General features: G+C 51.2%; 25 protein-coding genes. 17 read left to right on the top strand and 8 right to left on the bottom strand.

Translation table 11 applies throughout. The features are described from left to right. Window positions 1-7: 7 nt before the first annotated feature. The 3 genes from ACTIDN_RS00580 (at window position 8) to ACTIDN_RS00570 (ending at window position 983) form a co-directional block, all read left to right on the top strand. Window positions 8-238 (top strand): BolA/IbaG family iron-sulfur metabolism protein, encoded by a 231-nt coding sequence (locus ACTIDN_RS00580; protein ID WP_048839250.1) that lies wholly within the window; start codon window positions 8-10, stop codon window positions 236-238. A 26-nt stretch (window positions 239-264) separates the two neighbouring features. Further along, window positions 265-603: a Grx4 family monothiol glutaredoxin gene (gene grxD / locus ACTIDN_RS00575; RefSeq protein ID WP_048839251.1), complete on the top strand. Its 339-nt coding sequence runs from the start codon at window positions 265-267 to the stop codon at window positions 601-603. 71 nt (window positions 604-674) lie between these two features. Continuing rightward, entirely contained in the window at window positions 675-983 is a 309-nt protein-coding gene (locus ACTIDN_RS00570; RefSeq protein WP_441375623.1) for a hypothetical protein, read from the top strand. Between the two features lie 99 nt (window positions 984-1,082). On the opposite strand, the gene ACTIDN_RS00565 is transcribed toward ACTIDN_RS00570, so the two are convergent. Beyond that, window positions 1,083-1,499, bottom strand: a complete 417-nt coding sequence (locus ACTIDN_RS00565) for a YraN family protein (protein WP_441375622.1) — start codon at window positions 1,497-1,499, stop codon at window positions 1,083-1,085. A gap of 33 nt (window positions 1,500-1,532) precedes the next feature. On the opposite strand from ACTIDN_RS00565, the gene cls reads away from it, so the two are divergent. Then, window positions 1,533-2,957 (top strand): cardiolipin synthase, encoded by a 1,425-nt coding sequence (gene cls / locus ACTIDN_RS00560; protein ID WP_441375621.1) that lies wholly within the window; start codon window positions 1,533-1,535, stop codon window positions 2,955-2,957. On the opposite strand, the gene ACTIDN_RS00555 is transcribed toward cls, so the two are convergent. Next, entirely contained in the window at window positions 2,948-3,652 is a 705-nt protein-coding gene (locus ACTIDN_RS00555) for an endonuclease/exonuclease/phosphatase family protein (RefSeq protein WP_441375620.1), read from the bottom strand. The genes cls and ACTIDN_RS00555 overlap by 10 nt on opposite strands. Beyond that, window positions 3,649-4,740: an AI-2E family transporter gene (locus ACTIDN_RS00550; RefSeq protein WP_441375619.1), complete on the bottom strand. Its 1,092-nt coding sequence runs from the start codon at window positions 4,738-4,740 to the stop codon at window positions 3,649-3,651. Before ACTIDN_RS00550 ends, ACTIDN_RS00555 begins: the two co-directional genes overlap by 4 nt. Window positions 4,741-4,967: 227 nt before the next feature. Between ACTIDN_RS00550 and ACTIDN_RS00545 the strand changes: the two genes are divergently transcribed. From ACTIDN_RS00545 to metC, 3 genes are read left to right on the top strand one after another with little or no spacing between them, the layout of a single operon-like run. Continuing rightward, complete coding sequence (locus ACTIDN_RS00545; protein ID WP_441375618.1) at window positions 4,968-5,405, top strand: sulfurtransferase; 438 nt, start codon at window positions 4,968-4,970, stop codon at window positions 5,403-5,405. 37 nt (window positions 5,406-5,442) lie between these two features. Beyond that, on the top strand, window positions 5,443-5,814 hold the full coding sequence (locus ACTIDN_RS00540) for a sulfurtransferase (RefSeq protein WP_441375617.1): 372 nt from the start codon (window positions 5,443-5,445) through the stop codon (window positions 5,812-5,814). 7 nt (window positions 5,815-5,821) lie between these two features. Then, window positions 5,822-7,036: a cystathionine beta-lyase gene (gene metC / locus ACTIDN_RS00535; RefSeq protein WP_441375616.1), complete on the top strand. Its 1,215-nt coding sequence runs from the start codon at window positions 5,822-5,824 to the stop codon at window positions 7,034-7,036. Between the two features lie 16 nt (window positions 7,037-7,052). On the opposite strand, the gene ACTIDN_RS00530 is transcribed toward metC, so the two are convergent. The 4 genes from ACTIDN_RS00530 to ACTIDN_RS00515 all read right to left on the bottom strand — a co-directional run bounded on the left by ACTIDN_RS00530 (window position 7,053) and on the right by ACTIDN_RS00515 (window position 11,239). Next, a complete protein-coding gene (locus tag ACTIDN_RS00530; protein WP_441375615.1) occupies window positions 7,053-8,555 on the bottom strand; it encodes a YifB family Mg chelatase-like AAA ATPase in 1,503 nt (500 codons plus the stop codon). Between the two features lie 27 nt (window positions 8,556-8,582). Then, window positions 8,583-9,836 (bottom strand): phosphoglycerate dehydrogenase, encoded by a 1,254-nt coding sequence (gene serA, locus ACTIDN_RS00525; RefSeq protein WP_441375614.1) that lies wholly within the window; start codon window positions 9,834-9,836, stop codon window positions 8,583-8,585. Window positions 9,837-9,923: 87 nt separating this feature from the next. After that, entirely contained in the window at window positions 9,924-10,730 is an 807-nt protein-coding gene (locus tag ACTIDN_RS00520) for an inositol monophosphatase family protein (RefSeq protein ID WP_441375613.1), read from the bottom strand. Then, complete coding sequence (locus tag ACTIDN_RS00515; RefSeq protein ID WP_441375612.1) at window positions 10,727-11,239, bottom strand: c-type cytochrome; 513 nt, start codon at window positions 11,237-11,239, stop codon at window positions 10,727-10,729. Before ACTIDN_RS00515 ends, ACTIDN_RS00520 begins: the two co-directional genes overlap by 4 nt. Window positions 11,240-11,388: 149 nt before the next feature. Between ACTIDN_RS00515 and ACTIDN_RS00510 the strand changes: the two genes are divergently transcribed. From ACTIDN_RS00510 to smpB, 4 genes are read left to right on the top strand one after another with little or no spacing between them, the layout of a single operon-like run. After that, window positions 11,389-12,132 (top strand): 3-deoxy-manno-octulosonate cytidylyltransferase, encoded by a 744-nt coding sequence (locus ACTIDN_RS00510; protein WP_441375611.1) that lies wholly within the window; start codon window positions 11,389-11,391, stop codon window positions 12,130-12,132. Then, complete coding sequence (locus ACTIDN_RS00505; RefSeq protein WP_441375610.1) at window positions 12,129-13,025, top strand: prephenate dehydratase; 897 nt, start codon at window positions 12,129-12,131, stop codon at window positions 13,023-13,025. The genes ACTIDN_RS00510 and ACTIDN_RS00505 overlap by 4 nt, the downstream gene beginning before the upstream one ends. A 10-nt stretch (window positions 13,026-13,035) precedes the next feature. Next, window positions 13,036-13,926 (top strand): 4-hydroxy-tetrahydrodipicolinate synthase, encoded by an 891-nt coding sequence (gene dapA / locus ACTIDN_RS00500; protein ID WP_441375609.1) that lies wholly within the window; start codon window positions 13,036-13,038, stop codon window positions 13,924-13,926. Continuing rightward, a complete protein-coding gene (smpB, locus tag ACTIDN_RS00495) occupies window positions 13,926-14,423 on the top strand; it encodes an SsrA-binding protein SmpB (RefSeq protein ID WP_441375608.1) in 498 nt (165 codons plus the stop codon). Before dapA ends, smpB begins: the two co-directional genes overlap by 1 nt. Before the next feature lie 112 nt (window positions 14,424-14,535). On the opposite strand, the gene ACTIDN_RS00490 is transcribed toward smpB, so the two are convergent. Beyond that, on the bottom strand, window positions 14,536-15,252 hold the full coding sequence (locus ACTIDN_RS00490) for a cold-shock protein (protein ID WP_052944825.1): 717 nt from the start codon (window positions 15,250-15,252) through the stop codon (window positions 14,536-14,538). Between the two features lie 375 nt (window positions 15,253-15,627). Between ACTIDN_RS00490 and ACTIDN_RS00485 the strand changes: the two genes are divergently transcribed. The 6 genes from ACTIDN_RS00485 to fabD all read left to right on the top strand — a co-directional run bounded on the left by ACTIDN_RS00485 (window position 15,628) and on the right by fabD (window position 21,192). Beyond that, window positions 15,628-16,689: a lipid A deacylase LpxR family protein gene (locus ACTIDN_RS00485; protein ID WP_441375607.1), complete on the top strand. Its 1,062-nt coding sequence runs from the start codon at window positions 15,628-15,630 to the stop codon at window positions 16,687-16,689. A 211-nt stretch (window positions 16,690-16,900) separates the two neighbouring features. Further along, the gene (locus tag ACTIDN_RS00480; RefSeq protein ID WP_441375606.1) at window positions 16,901-17,257 is read left to right on the top strand and encodes a hypothetical protein; all 357 of its coding nucleotides are present in this window, start codon (window positions 16,901-16,903) and stop codon (window positions 17,255-17,257) included. A gap of 207 nt (window positions 17,258-17,464) precedes the next feature. Then, window positions 17,465-18,214, top strand: a complete 750-nt coding sequence (locus ACTIDN_RS00475; RefSeq protein ID WP_441375605.1) for a glycine betaine ABC transporter substrate-binding protein — start codon at window positions 17,465-17,467, stop codon at window positions 18,212-18,214. 25 nt (window positions 18,215-18,239) lie between these two features. Continuing rightward, window positions 18,240-19,499 (top strand): class I SAM-dependent methyltransferase, encoded by a 1,260-nt coding sequence (locus ACTIDN_RS00470; protein WP_441375604.1) that lies wholly within the window; start codon window positions 18,240-18,242, stop codon window positions 19,497-19,499. A gap of 15 nt (window positions 19,500-19,514) precedes the next feature. Then, a complete protein-coding gene (locus ACTIDN_RS00465; protein ID WP_441375688.1) occupies window positions 19,515-20,042 on the top strand; it encodes a YdcF family protein in 528 nt (175 codons plus the stop codon). Between the two features lie 205 nt (window positions 20,043-20,247). Further along, a complete protein-coding gene (gene fabD / locus ACTIDN_RS00460; RefSeq protein ID WP_048839271.1) occupies window positions 20,248-21,192 on the top strand; it encodes an ACP S-malonyltransferase in 945 nt (314 codons plus the stop codon). Window positions 21,193-21,210 lie beyond the last annotated feature (18 nt).

The raw sequence follows: 21,210 nt of genomic DNA, 5'->3' as shown, positions 1-21,210 counted from the left end.
CTACTACATGGCCATGTCTGTTTCTGAGCTTGAAACCTACCTGCGGGAAGCGTTTCCTGATGCTCAGATCAACATCACTGATCTGGCCGGAGACGGTGACCATTACTCCTGCGCCATAACGAGTGAGGCCTTTCGGGGCCTTTCTCGGGTCAAGCAGCACCAACTTGTCTATCAGGCGTTGCAGGGTCATATGGGGGGTAAGCTTCATGCCTTAGCCCTCCAGACTTCCGCTCCCTGAACTTCAGTTTTTAAAGGACCAACTCAATGTCTGATACAATCAAACAGCACATTCAGGCCGAAATTGACAATAACGCTGTCGTTTTGTTCATGAAGGGTGATGCCGATTTCCCTCAGTGCGGTTTCTCTGCCCGCGTTGTACAAATCCTCTCCCACATTGGCGTGCCCTTCAAAGCCATCAATGTGCTGGCAGATGCCAATATCCGTCAGGGCATCAAGGATTTTTCCAACTGGCCAACCATTCCGCAGCTTTACGTCAAAGGTGAATTTATTGGCGGCTGCGATATCGTGATGGAAATGTTCCAGTCAGGGGAGTTGCAAAATCTCCTGAAAGAAAAAAATATTCCAACAACTGCTGAATCCTGATTTTTTAGGTTGTCAATACTCAGGTGGGCTGTGTAGTCTGCCTGAGTGTTGAAATGCGGCAAGGACTTTAAATGATGCGGCTTCCGTTCATGCGTTGCGCTTTTGCTCTCGTTGGTATGAGTGCTGGTGTTATGACCACTGGTGCTTCTGCTCACGCAGAACGTATTATTTCTGACCTTGAAGCAAGCAAGCTGACTTTTGCCTCTTTGACTGCGGCACCTCCTCCTATTGTGCATGTCCACCACGTAGCACACATCACATCTATGCATCGCCAAATTGCCAGCGCAAAAATGAAGCCAACTCACGGTATGGTGCATCTCGTTTCTTACCCAAGTAAACATAGCGCACTGCCACATGCAGTGAAACGGCACCGCACTTAATCTGTGCGAGTATATACACAGCAGGAGTTTTTAAGACTTTTGATGCTTATACGGCAGAATGTCTTAAAAACTTTTGAGATTCTAGACGTTTTATAAATTTTACATTTGCCTCAAGATATCTTTGAGCCATGTAATTCTCCCCTCTGCATCAATGGTTACTAAGTCAAAGCGCATTTCGTCATAGACCCAAGTAGCATGCTCAGCCAGAAGGCACTCCGCTGCTTTATAAAGGCGTTTCTGCTGCGCTGGCCTTAATGCAAACAGCGCATCAGATGTTGTTTGCCTGCTTTTGACCTCGATAAAGCATAAAATTGACGCTTTAGATGCAACTAAATCTATTTCTCCGCGCTTAGTGCGGGCCCTTTCCAATAAAATTTGCCAACCATTTTCTAAGAGCATGTTCTTTACAAGTATCTCAGCGTTCACACCTGCCTGATAAGCATGGACTCCTCTAACTTCACGTATCCGCTGACTTCTCTCTCGTTGCTTGGTATTTTTGTCCGGTAGCGTATACAAGATCTTTATTCCTCTCCCGGATAAAGGCAAATCATGCCGTTTGATATTTTGCCGCATCTACCTGTTCTGACAGTAACGGTTATCCGCTTTATTCTAGTCACAACAGTTTCTTTGCATATCCTGCTTACGAAAAGGAATACGGCCTCAGCTATTGGCTGGATCGGCGCTTGTTTCCTTATGCCTGCTCTGGGTACCGTTTTGTATCTGATGTTTGGCATTAATCGAGTAAGGCGTCTGGCAAAGCGCCTTGTTAACGGAAGGTCACCTCACAGACCAGCAACTCATGATTCGTCTTGGAACCGTGAGTTGGAAGGGCAGTTTGCCCCTCTTGCTTTAATGGTTAGCAAACTGACCAGCCGACCATTAGTAGGTGGCAATGAACTGACCTGCCTGCATGATGGGGATGGAGCGTATCCCTTGATGTTGGACGCCATCAGACATGCTGAAAAGACGATTTTATTATGCTCCTATATTTTCAGAAACGATGAAATTGGTAGAGATTTCATTAGAGCTTTAATTGCGGCCCACAAGAGGGGCGTAAAAGTACATGTCTTGATCGACGGTATTGGAAGCGGTTATTTCGTTTCCGGCGTACACCGCCAACTTAAACGGGCAGGGGTACCTTGCGCGCGTTTCATGCACTCCATGCTTCCTTGGCGTATGCCGTTTATAAACCTCCGTAATCACAAGAAAATCCTTGTGATTGATGGCATCACAGGATTCATGGGAGGGCTAAATATTGCAGACGAAAATCTTGTCTCCCAGCATCCACCCCACCCTGTGTCAGACACCCATTTTAAGCTGCAAGGTCCTGTTGTCCGCCAGCTCGCTGAAGCAATGGCATGGGATTGGTACTTTGCAACACGGGAGCTTTTGGCTGGTCCTGAGTATTTTCAGGAACATGATTCGGCAGGTAACTCTGTTGCACGCATTGTAACCGCTGGTCCCGACACAGATCTGGAGAAAATAGAATTCACCATGCTGCAAGCCATTACTCTGGCGCGCAAACAAATTCGTATTATGACGCCTTATTTTATACCGGGGTCTCGCGTTATGTCAGAGCTAGCTCTGGCCGCTTTGCGGGGCGTTCAGGTAGATCTGATTATCCCCCAAAAAAGCAATCACCCACCACTCGACTGGGCCTGCGCTGCTAACATCTCTCCGTTACTAGATGCTGGAGTACGGGTCTGGTTGGTTGCCCCGCCATTTAACCACTCCAAGCTCATGGTTGTTGATAGGGCATGGTCTTTCGTTGGTAGTTCAAATCTTGATATTCGTAGCTTACGCCTGAATTTCGAAATTAATCTGGAAGCGTACGATACTACATTTGCGGGCAGACTTGATGATTTCATGGGTGAAAAACGCAACAGTCGTCTTACACATCATGACCTTGATAAACGTAACCTACTTATAAAAATCAGGGATGCGGCCGCCCGCCTATGCATGCCTTATCTGTGACGTTTTGACCCTATGGCCGTCAGATCAGGAATAAGACGGACCAGAATAGGACGATGATCTGAGGCAAAAATGGGCAGGACACGGGCTTCTACGCAGCGCATACCCCGCACAAGGCAACGATCAAGACGGATAGGCAGAACATCTACCATTTTATGCGTTGTCCCTTTAGGTCCAACATCCTGAAAGCCCGGTACAAACGCTGGTCCGACAAGATTGAAATCGCCCAGAATCGCGCAGGGAGTAGGGATGAGCGCAGCAATACGCCGCAACTGCCGTCTGTTCAGCATTTGACCATGTGACAAATGCACATTGGCGAGTGAAAATGTTCCACTCTCAATAATCTGCACATGCCGCTTTACGACAGCACCTGAAGGAATAGTGCATGCACGGGGCGGTCGAGCAAATTCGTAACGGCTCCAACACGCAACCCCGTGAATACGGCCTGGAAGAGGGGCACGTGCGTAATATCCTCCCATCAGTTCCGGCAATAAATCTATTTCTTCTGTTGCTTCCTGCATCAAAAGAATATCCGGTTGCTCTGCTTCCATGAGGGCAACCACATCATGCACCGTGGCCCCCGTCCTGCGGAGGAGGTTCCAGCTGATAATCTTTGTACTCTCAACGTCACGAACAAGAACAGGCTTTTTCTTTCTGGCTACCGCCTCGTTAAAAATGCGCAAAACCTGACGTTTCATGAGGATATACTTCTATTGTTCTCTGTTTGCAGAAGGTCAGATTGCCCGCGCCCTGCATATTCGACAGTCAATGTAAAACCAACTGCAAGCAAAATAGGACCAAGGAAAATACCTAGCCCCCCAAAAGCCAATACACCGCCAATAACGCCGAGTACGGTAAGTAAATATGGAAGCTTACTGCCACGCGCAATAAATAAAGGTCTGATGATGTGGTCAGCCCCTGAAATAAAAATAACGCCGTACAGCAGCAAAGCTATTCCACGCCAGATCTGATGATCAATCAGCAACCATAATGCTGCCGGAACCCAAACAAGGGGGGCTCCCACAGGCAAAACTGCAAGAAAGGATGCGAGAACCCCAAAAAGAACTGGTTCAGAAAGGTGAGCAAACCAGAAACCCAAGCCTGTTAACAGCCCTTGGATAATTGCAGTTCCCAAAATGCCATAGACCGTGCCGCGAACAGTTCCACCAATCAGATGCAGATGCCGCCCGGCATGCGGACCGGCTATGCGTGTGATCACGGCCGTAAGTGTATCCACCAAGGAAGACCCACTTAACCAGAAGAAAAAGGCAATAAACAGCGCCATAACAAGGTGAAGCGCGCCATTGGCTATCTGCATCACCAGGACAAGAAGGGATTGTGCAATATCACCTGCATAGGGCCGTATCTCTGTTCCGATGTGATCAACGTTATGGAGCACATGGTCCCATTTTAAGGCGAGTTCCTGGCCAAACATTGGTAAATTAACAAGCCAGTGGGGAGGGGCTGGCAGGTCGTGCGGCATGCTGAAAAGCGCATTTAGTCGTACAGCCCAGCGCGGCCCAGCAGACACAGTTGCGGAAGCAAGAAACGCCAGAGGGATCACAAATCCCACAGCACATAGCATAGTCATGATCATGCTGGCGGTAACGGCCCGCATACGCCTGCGTAGATGCAGGAAAAGAGGCCAGGTCGTATAAGTCACCACGGCAGCCCACATCAGAGCTGAGTAAAATGGAGCCAGAACAACAACACACCCATAGGCTATGCCACACAGCAGGAGGCCCAGCAGAATACGCTCAGTCGTGACACCGCTCTGGTTTTTCATACAGGCACTTAAACACGATTTTTTTGTTTTGTCTGGCCATTGTAAGACTTTTCACGCACCGACTTTTTTATTCGGTGTCTTAACTCTCGGTTTTGAATGCGCCGCCCTTGCTGATGCTAATACATTATCGGCATCAAATATTTTTTCTTGTTGGCTCTGGATGTCGCGTCATCTTAATCTGACTTAGAATATTGCTCCTGTTTGTCTCGTATTGGGGAAGTTTGCCTATGTCTCCCTTGCTCTCCGTTCCAGCCCTCACCAAGCTTCTGTCACAGACGAACACTGTGCGTATTCTGGATGCAACAGCTCTTCTTCCGGGCGAGAATACCGACCCCAAGCTCGGCTTCCAGCAAGGCCATATTCCCGATAGCGCATATTTTGATATTGATGCGTTCTCCGATCCAGAAAGTAGCAAACCACATACTGCACCCACACCAACACGCTTTGAGCGCCTATTTGGTGCACTTGGTATTTCTAATGAGAACATTGTCGTATTTTACGATCAGGGAAATATTGCTTCATCGTGCCGTGGTTGGTGGCTCGCGCGTCTGTTTGGCCACGAAAATGTTTGTGTTCTGGATGGAGGATTGCCAGAATGGCTACGCCAAGGGGGCAGGCTGGAACAGGGAGAGAGTGTCAGCGCTCCAGCCGCGTCCTTATATTAGCCAACCATATTATGCCCGGCTCAAAGGCTTGGGAGATATGCTTGCCTGCGTTGAAAATGCTTCAAACCCGATTATTGATGCCCGCTCAGCAGACAGGTTTTATGGACGTGTACCCGAACCGCGCCCAGGCCTTGCATCTGGACATATGCCGGGTGCCATCAATATTCCGTTCAAACGTCTGTTAGACCCTTCTGGGCGTTTTCTGGGCGCAGACGCTGTAAAACAGATTTTTGAAAGTCATGGAATTACATCAGCAAGGCCTGCCATTACCACATGCGGCTCAGGTATGACCGCAAGTGTTCTGAATGTCGGGCTTTGCCTTGCCGGCTTCCCGGAAGGTGCGTTGTATGACGGATCATGGGCAGAATGGGGTGCCCAAGCCAATACTCCTGTTACGAAGGAAGACTAAAACTATTATGACATCAGGCAATCAGGTCGCCCGCGGCTGGCAAAAACTGGCTTCCACTCTTGTTAGTCAGGCCCGGCCTGCTGGCCAAAAAGGCGGAACTTCCATCAATCCCCCACTGACCCGTGGCTCGACCGTAGTTTTCCCCAACTTGGAAGATTTTCGCCATAAGGGGAGAGAACGCTATGACCATGAATATATTTATGGCGCTATGGGCACCCCGACCCAGCATGAGCTTGAAAAAGCCATAGCAACGCTTGAAGGGGGAAAAGACTGCCAGGTAGTTAGTTCCGGTTTGGCGGCGTGCACCGTTCCGCTACTGGCTTTCATGAAAGCAGGGGACCACCTTCTGTTACCAGATAGTGTTTATAGCCCTACGCGCCGTTTTGCAGAAAACACCTTAAAGCGTTTTGGCGTTGAAACAACGTATTATCCTCCGCAAGCTGACAGCCAAACTCTTCAGGCGTTGTTTAAACCCACCACCCGCGTCCTGTTTACCGAAAGTCCTGGTAGCCATACTTTTGAGGTACAGGACATTCCCATGCTAGCGCATCTGGCACATCAAAATGATGCCTTATTGATGCTCGACAACACATGGGGATTTGGCATTTTCGCCCCATTTGAGCATGGGGTTGATGTGTCCATTCAGGCACTGACAAAATATGCTTCCGGCCATTCGGATGTGATTGCGGGGGCCATTACCGTGAACACGATCGAACATTGGCATACACTAAGAGATGCAGCGATAGAGCTTGGCCAGTTAGCCGGTCCAGATGACTGCTGGCTTACTTTACGAGGCCTTCGTACAATGGGTGTACGGTTAGCACATCAATCCCAAGCAGCGCTCCAACTGGCTGAATGGCTGCAAACCCGGCCAGAAGTAGAAACGGTTTTACATCCAGCGCTCCCTACATGTCCGGGCCATGAACTCTGGAAGCGTGATTTTACGGGAGCTGGCAGCCTGTTTGGGGTAGTGCTCAAAACCGGATATACTCAGAGAAGCATGGAGACAATGATTGATGCGCTTCAGTTTTTTGGCATCGGTGCCTCTTGGGGCGGATATGAAAGCCTGATTTTACCAACATCAGGTAGCTTGACACGCAACCATGTGGCACCGACAGATGGAGCTGGGCCGTCATTCCGTTTGCAGATTGGTCTTGAAAATCTGGAAGATCTACAAGCCGACTTAGAGCAGGCTTTTCAGCATCTATCTTTAAAACTGTAAAACAGAGGTCTGTACTTTAGGCCTGTCCCGCGCGGAGGCGGTAAGTTGCTGCCTCCGCTACATGAACTGAGGCAATATCCTCACTTCCGGCAAGATCTGCAATCGTGCGTGCAACGCGCAGCAAGCGCGTGTAGCCTCGGGCAGAAAAACGAAAACGTGTGGCTATTTTCTGAGCCATTTCTTCCGCGGACTGCGATATTAGCAAAACGTCTAACGATGCCTCAGCATTTCTAATGCCATTTTGGCGGGCATATTGTCGGTTTCGTGCTTCTTGCACACGATGTGCGACAGGTGCGCTTGGCTCTCCTCCAGCCTCGGTCATATAACTCAAAGGCGTAAAAGGCTGCATGGCGAGGCTGATATCTATTCTATCCAGCAGCGGGCCAGATAGCCGTGCTGCATAGTCCTCTCCACATCGAGGTGCTTTCTTACATTCTTTTGTGGCATCACCCAAATACCCACATCGACAGGGATTCATGGCTGCCACAAATTGGAAGCGGGCAGGGTAGGTCACTCGCGCCATAGCGCGAGCTATACTAACTTGCCCGGTTTCCAAAGGCTGCCGCAAAGCTTCCAACGCTGCCTTCGAAAATTCAGGCAATTCATCCAGAAACAAAACCCCATGGTCTGCCAGGCTAATCTCGCCCGGCCGTGCCTTAGCACCACCGCCTATCAAGGCAGCCTGACTGGCTGAATGATGAGGCTCACGGTAAGGCGGTCGCCGGAGTGGTTTTCCATCTGTAAGCAAACCCGCTGCACTATAAATGCGCGACACTTCTAGGCTTTCACGGTGCGTAAGGTCAGGCAAAAGACCGGGAAGGCGTGCAGCAAGCATGGATTTGCCGGTACCAGGAGGCCCGGACAGCAGGAGAGAATGTCCTCCTGCTGCGGCCAGCTCTAGGGCTCGGCGTCCTGTTTCCATGCCTTTGATATCAGCAAGATCAGGGAGCACAGCAACTGGAGCTGAGCTCGTATCCGTGACTGAAAAGTCAGGCGGTGTTAAAATTTGCACACCGTTGAAATGATTAATAAGTGAGAGCAAATCGGGGCTTGCTAAAATGGCAATGTCACCACCACACAGGGCTTCTTCTCCCTGCACTTGAGGGCAGACAAGGCCCATTCTCATGGTAGCTGCTTCAATAGCGCATGAGAGCACACCTGCGACCGGATTAAGACGACCGTCCAGCGAGAGCTCACCTACCGCTGCAAAGGGCGCCACCGCCTCAAACGGAATTACCGTCATAGCGGCCAGAAGAGCGAGCGCTATGGGAAGGTCAAAATGAGAACCTTCCTTGGGAATATCGGCAGGAACTAGGTTGACGACTATTCTCTTGGCCGGAAGAGCAAGCCCAATGGACGTAAAAGACGCCCTTACACGCTCACGGGCTTCTCCCACCGCCTTATCCGGCAACCCAACAATAAGAAACGCTGGCAGGCCAGAAGAGATCTGAACCTCAACCCATACAGGGCGCGCCTCAATCCCCGCAAAGGCAAAACTGCGGATACGAGCGTTAATCATTTATCTCGTATCCTAAACCAGTCCGTCTTATTTACCTTTGTAAATCAGACGGGCACGAACGGTACCTTCAAGATTACGCAAAGCTGCAAGGATACGGTCATCCGCCTCAACATTATGCCCTGTATCGGCTTCCACAACCACGTACCCAATTTCACCATCAGTCTGGAGAAACTGAGCCGTCACGTTGCAGGTTTCCTGAAGGAAAATCTCGTTCAGGCGCATCATCATGCCCGGCACGTTATGATGCACATGCATAAAGCGCGTACCGCGTGGGCTTTGCGGTAACTGCACACCTGGGAAATTTACAGACCCAAATGTTGAACCAACATCTGAATACTCAACCAGTTTCCGTGCGACTTCAACGCCAATACGTTCCTGAGCTTCTGCTGTGGAACCACCAATATGGGGGGTCAGAATAACGTTATCCAAACCTTTCAGAGGCGTTTCAAGCTTATCTGCCGCGCCTTTGGGTTCCTTAGGGAACACGTCAATGGCTGCACCGAGAAGGTGGCCTTCCTTCAATGCTTCAGCCAATGCATCCAGATCCACCACGTTGCCACGGGCGTTATTGATCAGGAAGGATCCTTTTTTCATTGCCTTGATCTGTGCAGGACCCATCAAATTTTCGGTCGTTGGGAGCTGCGGTACATGAAGGCTTACGACGTCACTTTCGGCAAGCAGTTCTTCAAGCGTATCAATTGACCCGGCATTACCGTGGCCCAGCTTATCGACCACGTCGAAATAAACCACGCGCATCCCAAACGCTTCTGCCAACACAGAAAGCTGAGAACCGATTGAGCCGTAACCGACAATACCAAGCGTTTTACCGCGCACTTCCCAACTATTGGTTGCGGATTTGTTCCACTCCCCAGCATGGCATGCAACAGAGCGGGGGAAAATACGACGCATCAGCATCACAATTTCGCCCATCACAAGCTCAGCAACCGACCGTGTGTTGCTGTAAGGTGCGTTGAATACCGGAATGCCGTTCATGCGGGCGGCTTCAAGGTCTACCTGGTTCGTACCAATGCAGAAGCAGCCAATAGCAACCAGGCGATCTGCGGCCTCAATAACCTCTTTGGTCAATTGAGTACGAGACCGAATACCTACGATATGAACACCCTCAAGCGCCTTTTTAAGGGCATCGCCTTCCAGCGCTCCCTTGTGGCGCACGACGTTTTCGTAACCGCTGGCTTTGAGCAGTGCGACGGCACTGTCGTGAATGCCCTCCAGCAGCAGAATGCGGATCTTGTCCTTGGGGAGAGACAGTTGCGTGCTCATATCGGATGACCATACCTGTTGTGCCGAAGCGCAGGCCTATCGCAAAAAACAGAAAATTCCTAGATCTTGCGCACAATAATCTCGGTTTTAGAGGGTCTGAGTCCTGCCTGCTTGCAAGATTGCAACGGCCTCAGCATGCAGCGCAGCGTCACCCACAGCAAGTACAGTACGGTCGCCGTCTGCATGTAAAGAACTGCCATCCCAGGCTGTTATTATGCCTCCAGCGCCCTCAATAATAGGGACAAGAGCAGCCCAGTCCCATGGGTTCATGTCACATTCGGCAATAATATCTATCTGGCCTGCCGCGAGCAGACCATACGCATAGCAGTCTCCACCCCACGTCATACGTTTGGTATGCTTTTTAAGCGCCTTCCAACCGTCATGAGGAGCCATTTCGAGCATTTCGGGAGAAGTGCAGGAAAGTTCTGCCTGAGCCAAAACCGGGCAGGCTCGCGTTTTTGCCTCACCACCTAAAGGAGAGGTGAAAGTTGTTAGACGACCAGCCACGCCAACCCATCTTTCCTGAGTAACGGCCTGATCAATAATTCCCAGTACAGGAACACCATCTTCAAGCAAGGCGATCAGCGTCCCGAATGTGGGACGACCAGTTACGAAGGCGCGGGTTCCGTCTACCGGATCCAGCAGCCAGCGATAGCGGGACTCTTCGTTCTGGACACCAAACTCTTCTCCAAAAATACCATGCTGAGGCAAACGCTCTGCCAGAATAGCCCGCATAACACGTTCTGCCGTTCTGTCTGCCAACGTCACGGGGCTTTTGTCCTCTTTATCCACCACGGTCAAAGGAGCCCTAAACCAAGGCCTGATGACACATCGCGCAGCGTCCGCCATCATGGTTGCAACGCTCAGACACAGGTTCAGGTCTTCTTCATTCATTCGGAGTTTTTTCCTGCGGGTAAAGAGGCGGTAAGAGTGTGAAGATATGCTATAATATCTGCTCTCTGCGTCACAACGGGTATGCCCATAAGGGACATGCGTGTGCCTGGTGCGAAATGTGTCGGCGCTGTCAGCCAGTCAGATAAATTCTGATCTGTCCAAGAGTGTTCTTTCAAACTCTTAAGCGCTTCAGAATAAGAATATGGGGCGACTGATGCGATACTCCGGCCCGCAACACCTGCAAGATTTGGACCAACCCCGTCTAACGCTCCCTGTTTGAAAGCATGGCAACTGGCACAAATTTGCCGCGCCAACTCAGCACCACGGCTCACACTCGCTTGGGCGAGATAAGGCTTTATTGGTACATTCTCCAAACCGGGCAAAGAAAAAGCAGGTTTTGCAGGTGCGGTATGTGGCACCACACCGTCACTCACCACATAACTGAGCCACGCAACACCTACGCTCATGACAATTGCCAAGGCTGCTTTATTAAGAAACACGCTATTCATACTACCAGCCTGTTCCTCCTGTTGCGTTTAAGTTACAGCTTTCCTAGACTGCACGCCGCTTCCCCTGAAGCAGACGACCGCCACACATCGGTTTTTGTATCCACTGCGTTTCCAAGGCTATATTCCGTGCCTGATTGCCGAGCAAGTCGATGACTGCCCCCTTAGTCATTATCCCCGCCAGACTGGCTTCTACCCGCCTGCCAGGCAAGCCCCTTGCTGACATCGCGGGGAAATCCATGATCGTGCATGTGCTTCATGCCGCACAAGCCGCTAAGATAGGTAGGGTAGTTGTCGCCGCCGCTGATCAGGAAATTTGCGATGCGGTCCGGAATGCTGGCGGAGAGGCCGTATTGACCGACCCTACTCTGGCATCAGGCTCGGACAGGGTTTGGCAGGCCGCTCAGCATCTTGACCCGACAGAAAAACATGATGTGCTGATCAACTTACAGGGAGACCTCCCGACTTTCCCGCCGGAATACCTGCATACTCTTATGCAGACGATGGAAGACACGTCCTTCGACATAGGCACCCTTGTTGCGCCCGTCACAACGGAGGCGGAAAAACAGGCGGATTCAGTTGTGAAAGTCGCGTGTCATTTTTATGGAAATGCCTCGACCGCCGCTGCCCTATATTTTTCCAGATCCGTTATTCCGTGGGGGGAGGGCGTCACTTGGCATCATGTTGGTGTATATGGTTGGAGACGGGACGCGCTCAGAAAATTCGTCAACCTTCCCGAGTCTGGGCTTGAGCAGCGCGAAAAGCTTGAGCAGCTTCGTGCCCTTGAAGCAGGATTACGGATTGGCTGCGCTCATATTAAAATTGCGCCCTTCGGCGTGGATACACCGGAAGACCTAGAACGTGCTCGCCACGTAGTCGGGAAGGCATTATCGTGAGCCAGAAAATCATAGCCTTTCAGGGAATGCCCGGGGCCTATTCTGATCTCGCTTGTAGGACAGCCCGGCCTGACTGGCAGACATTGCCATGCAAAACTTTTGCTGGAGCCATTGAAGCTGTTCATCAAGGCAAAGCAGACCAAGCCATGCTGGCCTGCGAAAATAGTTTGGCGGGCCGCGTACCGGATATCCACACACTTCTACCAAATGCCGGTTTGCATATTGTGGGCGAGCATTTCCAGCGTGTGGAGCATTGTCTTCTTGCTGCCCCCGGCACACGTATAGAGCAGATCAAGCGTGTTCATACCCATCCTGTTGCCATGGGGCAGATCAGTACACTGTTGGCGACCTACAATTTTGCGCCAGTCGTTGAGTTCGATACGGCTGGAGCGGCCGAGTTGGTGGCGCTATGGAAAAGCCATGAAGAGGCAGCCGTTGCCTCCGAACTTGCCGCAGAATTAAACGGCCTCACCATACTTAAACGGAATGTGGAAGACGCGAAGCATAATACAACGCGCTTCTATATTGCCTCCCAAACGGCTGAACGCCCTGACCGTGATACACCCGACGTCATGACAACGGTTATTTTCAGCGTCAAAAACAGCCCAGGTGCACTCTACAAAGTGCTTGGCGGCTTTGCGACTAACGGCGTTAACATGACACGCCTTGAAAGCTATATGACGGGTGGTGGTTTTGCTGCCACGCGCTTTCTTATGGATGTTGAAGGACACCCAGAGAATACGCAACTGGGTAAGGCACTTGCGGAACTTGAATTTTTTTCCGAAGACGCCACTATTCTTGGTGTTTACAAACAGTCGCCTTTCCGGCGGCAAATGACCGGCTCATGCGCTGAAGCTCTTCCTTCAGCCCCTACAGATGCCCTTGCAGGATAGACGACAGCTCATGCCTGATACACGTTTTACCGGTTCCATCACGGCCCTCATTACCCCCATGAACCATGACGGCAGTCTGGATTTTAAGTCTTTTGAAAAGCTGGTCGGCTGGCAGATAGAGGAGGGGACATCCGCGCTCTGCGCTATGGGCACAACCGGTGAAAGCCCGACCTTGTCTCATACAGAGCACCATGCTGTCGTTGAACGAGCCATTAAAGTCTCTGCTGGTCGTGTGCCAGTGATAGCTGGCGCAGGCTCAAACAGTACATCTGAAGCCATTGACCTTGCCAAACATGCAGAAAGCGCTGGGGCGTCCGCAGCTCTTGTTGTCACGCCTTACTACAACAAGCCCACACAGGAAGGGCTTTACCGGCACTTTATGGCCATTGCGGATGCTATTACTATTCCTGTTATACTTTACAACATACCAGGACGCTCCGTAGTCGATATTAGTGTGGAGACCACCGCGCGCCTGGCCAAGCAAGGCAATATTATTGGCGTAAAAGATGCCACTGCAAACCTTTTGCGCCCCCTTCAGGTAAGACGAGCAGTCAGCAAAAGATTTAACCAGCTTTCGGGCGAAGACGGCACCGCAGTTGCTTTTCTCGCCGCTGGTGGCGATGGTTGCATTAGTGTGACTGCTAATGTTGCACCAGCTCTGTGTGCAGCGGTACAAACTGCGTGGCAAAATGGCCAAGCCTCTGAAGCCATTGCACTACAGGACAGACTGTTGCCATTGCATGACGCCCTCTTTTGCGAGAGCAACCCTGCGCCAGTCAAATATGCAGCAAGCTTGTTAGGCTTGGCGGGCGAGACAACACGCCTTCCTCTTGCGCCCTTGTCAGATATATCCCGCGCAAAGGTACGTCAGGCACTCGTTGATTCTGGATTGTTAAATTAATGGCTCAAAAACCACGCAAAACCACCATGATTTCTTATGGTATTGCTGCACAAAATCGTAAAGGCCGGTTTAATTACAGCATCAAAGAAACAGTTGAAGCTGGGATTGTTTTGAAAGGCGCTGAGGTAAAAAGTCTGCGTCTTGGCCGTGCAATGATTACTGAAGCCTATGCTGGTGAAAGGGATGGAGAGCTGTGGCTTTTTAACAGCTACATTCCAGAATATCAGGGCGGTGTTCTGTCTCGCTTTGACTCCCGCGCACCGCGTAAACTTCTCATGCATCGTAAACAGATAGAAAAATATCTGGGCGCCATCGCTAAAGAAGGCGCAACCCTTGTGCCCCTAGATATTCACTTCAACCCTCGGGGTGTCGCCAAAATTACGTTAGGTCTGGGCGAAGGAAAGAGAAACGTCGATAAACGACACGCCATTGCAGAACGCGACTGGCAAAGAGACAAAGCACGTCTCATGCGAGAGAAAGGGCGAGGCGACTATTAAACGTTCCAACTTTATGCGTCGCAGTTACTTTTTGTTTTTCCAACAGACGCCATAAAAAAAACCCCGCCTTTATAAGGCGGGGTTTTTCGTTACTGCCGTGGCAATAACTTAATCAGGCAGGGTCAACCTGAGCTGCTTCCGGACCTTTCTGGCCCTGAACAACTTTCACGTTGGTTGACTGACCTTCGTTGAGGCTGGACAGACCGGAACGTTCCAGAGCTGATGCGTGAACGAAAATGTCTTTCCCGCCACCATCTGGCGTAATGAAACCAAAGCCTTTGGTTGCATTGTACCATTTGACAGTGCCGCGAATTTCTTCAGCGCCAGACATATCAGGAGCCGGACGAGGGGCGCGACCGCCACCAAAGCCACCAGCGCCACCACGTGGAGCAGAATTAAACCCGCCAGAAGAACGAGGACGTTCTGGCTGAGCAGTGCTTTCGTCTACGGAGATGACTTCTGCAACCTGACGGCCTTTAGGGCCCTGACCAATGCGCACAACCAGTGTCGCGCCGGGGCTTACGCCATCCTGACCGATCTGGGAGAGAGCGTTGGCATGCAGGAATACGTCACCGGACCCATCAGCGAGTTCAACAAAGCCGTAGCCTTTTTCACCGTTGAACCATTTGACTGTCGCCCCGATTTCCGGACCGGAAGCAATAACCTGCGGCCCACCAGCGGGAGCACCACCAGCAGGTCTACGCGGTGCAAAACCGCCACGGTCACCAAAAGAGGGACGTTCGCCATAAGAGGGCGTTGACATAAAATCGTCGTCAAATCCGCCGCGGCGCGGAGAACGAGAGCTGCGGTCGGTCCTGTTACTTCTCAACGGTCTTGATCCTGAAGCATGGAGAAGGTTATGCCTTCTCCAGATATTAAAAAATGGGCAGATTGCGAAGCCAGCAGGTCTTTTCGCTTCTTATGAAACAAAATCCTGCCACCTTCTCTAGAGCTGCAACCACGCCCATGTGTTTTCAGTAGCACACCGGGTGTAGTGTCGCTATAGAAAAGCACGAAACCTGAGCGCTTTTCATCTTTTTTCATCTCAATAACTATTTTGTGATAAACGTATAAATAAGTCGCACTGGTATTCGCTTAGCGCCTATAGCGCCTATAGCGCCTGCGCCAAATGAAGCTTTCTTGTCAGGCCCTGTTCCAGTAAAGAAAAGCCCGAACCTGCCCGTTGCAGAATGAGAGGATAAATATGTCTGCTGTCGTTACCTCACCACGCGTTCGGCACAAGACTGCCAGAGCTCTTCTCGTGACGGGAGGATTCTGTGTGGCACTTTCAACTGCGCACGCAACCCCACTGCAAGACAAGCAGGGCACATGGACCCTTCAAGGCGAAAATGACGCGGTCTCAACCTTAAAAAGCACCTCAGATCAATACTATACAAGCGGCCTGCGCCTGAACTGGACATCTGGAACAGACACCCTGCCAACGCCTATTGCTGCCATTAATAAAGCCATATGGGGCGAAGGCGTACAGCGCATAAGCATGGGCTTGCAGCAGATGATTTTCACCCCGAGGGATACACAGTCAGCCAGCCCATGGGGGCCAGGCCCTCAGAAATCGAGCCTTTTGCGTGACCGTCCCTATGCCGGCGTACTGCTCGGCACGATCAACTTGATTAACGATACAGACCTGTCACGCAGTGTTCTGGGCATTCAGGTTGGTGTTATGGGCCCAGCAGCACTGGGGCGGCAACTTCAAAACGGCTTCCACGGCGCTATTGGTGACACCAAGAATCTGGGCTGGAGCCACCAGTTGCAGAACCAGCCCATCTTTCAGGTCCAGGGTGGCCGCACATGGCGTCTGCCACTGGTCAACGTAGCCGGTATTGAAATGGACATGCTGCCATCTGTTGCCGCAGCAGCTGGTGACTACCAGATTTATGGCCGCATCGGCGACATGATCCGCATAGGGCAGGGACTGAACAGTGATTTCGGCACCCCCACCATTAACGCAGCAGGCACAGATGGCACGGACGCTTATAAAGCAACCCGCCCATTCGCCTGGTATCTGTTTGGTGGTGTGACTGGTCAGGCCGTCGGCTACGATGCCACCCTGCAAGGCAACACAATGCGGACCAACTCCCTGCACGTTGATAAGCGGTGGGACGTAGGTGAAATCCATGCAGGCCTTGCCATTATGTTCTACGGTCTACGCGTTTCCTACAGTCAGGTTTGGCAGACTCAGCAATTCAAAGGCGCAAAATCTGGCCTCTTCAATTACGGGTCGCTCATGGTTTCAGCAAAGTTCTAAGGTTGAACAGTCCAAAAATTATTCAATTGCACAAAAAACAGGCATATATTTTCACACAAAAGCCTGTTTTTGTGTTTTTTTAGCAACTTGGTAAAGTTTGTGCCTCTTTCTGAGGCTTAAAACGACCATTGCGTCTTGGCATACGGGAAATGACCATTTTACAGTCAACACCAGAGAGCCCCTCTGATGTCTGAAGGGAATGGAAGACCCGATGCCCCACCTGAACGAAGCACTGCCGACCTGCAAGATCATTCCGTTCCAGATGGAACTCCTGTCTCGCCACCGGGAATATCTGTCTCGTTGGGTTGAAGCCGGGCACCCCATGGGAGTGTGCGATGCAGACGTTTTTTCAACTCCAGAGCGTCAATCTGGCTTGTCTTCCGAATATGTTGTGATCTGGGTGCGCGAAACGGCAGATCCCGCATATAAAATTTATTCCCGCGGCAATAAGTGGGTGGTTATGGATGCTATCCGCGAAAATCAGCTCGGTCTCTTCGCCTCTTTTGCTGACGCGCTGAACATGGTGCGCCCGGTGCTGCCACTTCCCGGTAAAATTGTGGCCGCTTAACATATCACTTCACCAAACAGGACACGCCGGGGCCAACGCAGCCTTATAGCATTGCTTCACAGCCTAAATGCCTTTCCCAGCAGGCTGTGTTTTCCCCTAATAGCTGCCTCCTCTGCGCAGCTATTATGCATTTCTGGGATTGCATCTTCGTCTATCTCCTGCTGCAAGGGCTTCATATTGCGCAGCCTTGCCGGTTAGGAAGAAAAGATGACGACACTTACAATTGCCCATCCAGATACTACCATTCACGAGGCAACCGCTGCGGCAATTATACGCGTTCTTGAAGCGAATGACGTTGAGCCAGAAATCACGATTGGCCCCAAAAACACTCTACGTGACATGCTAAGCGGCGGAGAAGTTGATCTTTACGTTTCTGCATGGCTACCAGAAGACGCAGCTTTTCTTGCGTCTGGCGTTACATCACTCGGTGTTCTGTTTAACCCCAGTGTAAGCTGCTGCCTTTCCCAAGAACACAATGCTACCCTGACATCTCTATCTAGCTTAGCGCAGGCTGGCTCAGAACTATCACGTGACGTTGTAGTACCGGAATCTCTGCTTCACCATGCAGAAGCAATGTTTTCTGCTTACGCTCTAAAAGACGCAGGTTTCACTCTACGCGCCCTTCCTGACGAGGAAGCTTTAGCGACTTTTAGTGCATCACTTGCAAAAGAGCAGCTCGTTCTGACTGTGCTGGCACAACCTTGCTACCTTTTTCATCAGGGAGGATTCCGCATCTTGCAAGACCCGAAGGAAGCACTGGGGCAGGAAATGACTGCACACATCCTCCTCCGACCCGGTCTAGCAGATGAGATGGATCGGGACTTGTATGATGAGTTGGATGAACTCATGCTCAGCACTAAAGTGATTAGCGCTATGGACTATGCCATGCGCGCAGAAGGACTAAGTGCAGACGATGCTGCTGAGTCCTGGCAGCGCGGCAAACTACTCCCTCGTTGACACGCATCTGAGTAAGGCTCCCAGCATGTCTCCATCATCTGAGCTTGACCAGCACGATGCTGGCCTTGCAGCCCAGTACGAAACTTTCCCGTATCCTGAACGCACCCCTCAGGACGAAAGCAAACGGCTGCTGATAGGCAGCCCAAGCCATTTGCGTGAGATAGACTACTGGGTGTTTAAAGCCAAACGGCCAAGACATTTGCCTTTACGGGTTCTTATTGCTGGATGCGGTACGGGTGATGGCGCGATTATGCTGGCCACGCATATGGCCCGATCAGAACGCGCAGGCGAGGTCATCTGCCTTGATCGCTCGTCAAAGGCTCTTTCCATTGTGAAAGAGCGGGCAGAGGTCCGTAATCTGACAAATATTCAGTATGTTGAGGGCTCACTGAATAATCTGGCAGCGCTTAACCTTGGCTCATTTGACTATATTGATTGTTGCGGTGTGCTGCACCACTTGCCAGATCCCTTGGCAACGTTGCGTGATCTTGCAAAACACCTTGCGCTTGGTGGCGGCATGGGCCTCATGGTCTACGCCCCATACGGACGAACTGGTGTTTATATGGTGCAGGAAGCTCTTCAGCATTTAGCACCGCTGGAAGACTCTCCAACCTCGCGGCTGGATATTGCAAAACGTGTCATGCGGACACTCCCTGCCACAGCCTGGCTCCGCATGAATGGTAATTTTGGTGATCATCTAAGTGGCGGGGACGCAGGCCTTTACGACCTACTCCTCAATCCACGAGATCGCGCCTACACTGTAGCTGACTTTTTGGAACTGCTGGATGCTGCTGGACTGGAGGCGTCGTGCCTAATGGAACCAGCACGCTACAATCCATCTCTTTTTCTCCCAGACCCCAAACTCCGCGCACGACTGGATGTATTGGACTGGAAGGAAAAAGCAGCAATTGCAGAGTCCTTAACGGGCAATATGGCCACACATGTCGCTTACGTGGTCAGAAAAGGTGAGGCTCAAACACCACCAGACTTCATGGACGAAGCCGCAATTCCCGTAATGCGCGAGATACCGGGTATAGAGTTGGCCAAACAAATGCTGCCCAACCACACACTACCGTTTTCCTTTGGTACTTTGGTTGTGCCCATTCCGCTACCAGCGCAGGCCCGAGGCCTTTTGCCTCTTATAGATGGGAGTCGTACGGTAGGAGAACTGGCTGATATTCTGTGCAGCAGGGGCGTTCCAAAGGACAAATTCTGGGGTATCTGGAAAGAAACTTTTTCTACCCTAGAACAACTGAACCGCGTCCTCCTACAATCTCCAGCGTAAAACGGGGAGGGGGCCATTCAGCGTCAGACGGAAAATTCCAGTATCATTCTTATTTTTGGTGCGGCACTTAAAGCGAACGGAACACCCAGCCCTTCGTTACGTAATCGGGTAAACGCTGCTGTGTCTTTCGGCCAGAATTTTGCTCAGCCCATCTATCTTGTTACGGGTGGTGTGCCAAAAAATGGCCAGACAGAAGCCTCTGTTATGGCCGACCTCCTCCATCAAGCCGGAGTGGAAAGCAAAAATATTCTTCTGGAGCCTACCGCGTCAGATACAGTCGCATCTATTAAAGCTTGCTTCGTTGTCCTGCGGCAAATCGGACACGACAAGAACTCGCCCATTTATTTTTGCACCAGCACCTACCATATTCCGCGTTGTGCCTTGCTGTTACGACTTGCAGGGTGGGTGCCTGAAAAAATTCCCTATCCTTTTTCCACATTTCCTTCGCGGAACATTTTCTGCAACGTGCTTATTGTAGGTCACGAAGCCATCGCCAGCCTATGGGATGGGCTGCTCGTGCTTATCTGGCGTATTGTGCGCTAGAGCAGGGCAGCGTATCTTTTGCGCCTCCTTGCTGGAATTTATTCCGCTCTTATGCGGGTGAACACTGTGACACATGCACTCGCCAAGCGCTTCAGACACTCTGACAGCTCCCACCGGACATGTGTCTGCTTAACACTTTAATTCCAGCAGTTTTTGATAGTACGGGCGTAACCTCGTGCTAAAACTTTTAGAAACAGTAGGTAAAATGGCAGTTTACGCTTTTGTTTTCCCCGGACAAGGCAGTCAGTCCGTTGGTATGGGAGCAGACCTCGCTCAGGCATTCCCGGCAGCCCGTGCTGTGTTTCAAGAAGTTGACGACGCTCTTGGCGAGCATCTTTCAAAAATTATTTTTGAAGGACCACTTGATACATTAACCAGCACAGAGAACGCTCAGCCAGCCCTGATGGCCGTTTCCATGGCAGTGCTGCGTGTACTCGAAACGGATGGAGGCCTTGATCTAGGCGCAAAGGCAACACTGCTTGCTGGCCATTCCCTTGGTGAATATGCAGCCCTTGCTGCCGGTCGCTCCTTCGGCATTACAGAAGCTGCGCGGCTGCTACGCTTACGCGGGCAGGCTATGCAGAAAGCCGTGCCAGCTGGCGAAGGTGGTATGGCCGCCATAATTGGCGGCACCCTTGCTCAGGTTGAAGAAATCTGTGCCACGGCAGGCAAAGGAAGCGTGCTAGAGATAGCCAATGATAATGGCGGCGGCCAGATCGTCATTTCAGGCAAGATGGACGCAATTGATCAAGCCATTGCGCTTGCAAAAGAGATGAAGATCAAACGGGCGCTCAAGCTTCCGGTATCTGCACCGTTCCACTGCTCTCTGATGCGTCCGGCCGAGGATATCATGGCTGAGGCGCTGGAAAAGGCAGATATTGCAGCACCCATCGTGCCCGTTATTGCGAACGTAACCGCCGAGAAAGAAACGGACGCCGATGCGATTCGGTTAAACCTGACACGCCAGATCACTGGTCGCGTACGCTGGCGCGAAAGTGTGCAGGCCATGTCTGGCATGGGCGTGGATACCTTCGTTGAAATAGGCGCAGGGAAAGTACTATCCGGCCTTGTCAAACGGATTGACGGTGAAGTGGCAACGCTTTCCATCAACACTCCGGCAGATATCGAAGCCTTTCTGAAAACTCTATAAAATCATCTGGATTCATCA

Origin of the sequence: Acetobacter sp., assembly GCF_052102375.1 — a bacterium.
Lineage (GTDB): Bacteria > Pseudomonadota > Alphaproteobacteria > Acetobacterales > Acetobacteraceae > Acetobacter.
The sequence above is the reverse complement of the archived record's forward strand: the minus strand, read 5'-3'. Positions and strand labels throughout refer to the sequence as shown.

What these genes read in the sequence shown, in the direction of transcription:
- ACTIDN_RS00580 (WP_048839250.1), top strand. Translation starts at nt 8, where the DNA reads ATGGCCATGTCTGTTTCTGAGCTTGAAACCTACCTGCGGGAAGCGTTT.
- grxD (WP_048839251.1), top strand. Translation starts at nt 265, where the DNA reads ATGTCTGATACAATCAAACAGCACATTCAGGCCGAAATTGACAATAAC.
- ACTIDN_RS00570 (WP_441375623.1), top strand. Translation starts at nt 675, where the DNA reads ATGATGCGGCTTCCGTTCATGCGTTGCGCTTTTGCTCTCGTTGGTATG.
- cls (WP_441375621.1), top strand. Translation starts at nt 1,533, where the DNA reads ATGCCGTTTGATATTTTGCCGCATCTACCTGTTCTGACAGTAACGGTT.
- ACTIDN_RS00555 (WP_441375620.1), bottom strand. Translation starts at nt 3,652, where the DNA reads ATGAAACGTCAGGTTTTGCGCATTTTTAACGAGGCGGTAGCCAGAAAG.
- ACTIDN_RS00550 (WP_441375619.1), bottom strand. Translation starts at nt 4,740, where the DNA reads ATGAAAAACCAGAGCGGTGTCACGACTGAGCGTATTCTGCTGGGCCTC.
- ACTIDN_RS00545 (WP_441375618.1), top strand. Translation starts at nt 4,968, where the DNA reads ATGTCTCCCTTGCTCTCCGTTCCAGCCCTCACCAAGCTTCTGTCACAG.
- ACTIDN_RS00540 (WP_441375617.1), top strand. Translation starts at nt 5,443, where the DNA reads ATGCTTGCCTGCGTTGAAAATGCTTCAAACCCGATTATTGATGCCCGC.
- metC (WP_441375616.1), top strand. Translation starts at nt 5,822, where the DNA reads ATGACATCAGGCAATCAGGTCGCCCGCGGCTGGCAAAAACTGGCTTCC.
- ACTIDN_RS00530 (WP_441375615.1), bottom strand. Translation starts at nt 8,555, where the DNA reads ATGATTAACGCTCGTATCCGCAGTTTTGCCTTTGCGGGGATTGAGGCG.
- serA (WP_441375614.1), bottom strand. Translation starts at nt 9,836, where the DNA reads ATGAGCACGCAACTGTCTCTCCCCAAGGACAAGATCCGCATTCTGCTG.
- ACTIDN_RS00520 (WP_441375613.1), bottom strand. Translation starts at nt 10,730, where the DNA reads ATGAATGAAGAAGACCTGAACCTGTGTCTGAGCGTTGCAACCATGATG.
- ACTIDN_RS00515 (WP_441375612.1), bottom strand. Translation starts at nt 11,239, where the DNA reads ATGAATAGCGTGTTTCTTAATAAAGCAGCCTTGGCAATTGTCATGAGC.
- ACTIDN_RS00510 (WP_441375611.1), top strand. Translation starts at nt 11,389, where the DNA reads ATGACTGCCCCCTTAGTCATTATCCCCGCCAGACTGGCTTCTACCCGC.
- dapA (WP_441375609.1), top strand. Translation starts at nt 13,036, where the DNA reads ATGCCTGATACACGTTTTACCGGTTCCATCACGGCCCTCATTACCCCC.
- smpB (WP_441375608.1), top strand. Translation starts at nt 13,926, where the DNA reads ATGGCTCAAAAACCACGCAAAACCACCATGATTTCTTATGGTATTGCT.
- ACTIDN_RS00485 (WP_441375607.1), top strand. Translation starts at nt 15,628, where the DNA reads ATGTCTGCTGTCGTTACCTCACCACGCGTTCGGCACAAGACTGCCAGA.
- ACTIDN_RS00480 (WP_441375606.1), top strand. Translation starts at nt 16,901, where the DNA reads ATGCCCCACCTGAACGAAGCACTGCCGACCTGCAAGATCATTCCGTTC.
- ACTIDN_RS00475 (WP_441375605.1), top strand. Translation starts at nt 17,465, where the DNA reads ATGACGACACTTACAATTGCCCATCCAGATACTACCATTCACGAGGCA.
- ACTIDN_RS00470 (WP_441375604.1), top strand. Translation starts at nt 18,240, where the DNA reads ATGTCTCCATCATCTGAGCTTGACCAGCACGATGCTGGCCTTGCAGCC.
- fabD (WP_048839271.1), top strand. Translation starts at nt 20,248, where the DNA reads ATGGCAGTTTACGCTTTTGTTTTCCCCGGACAAGGCAGTCAGTCCGTT.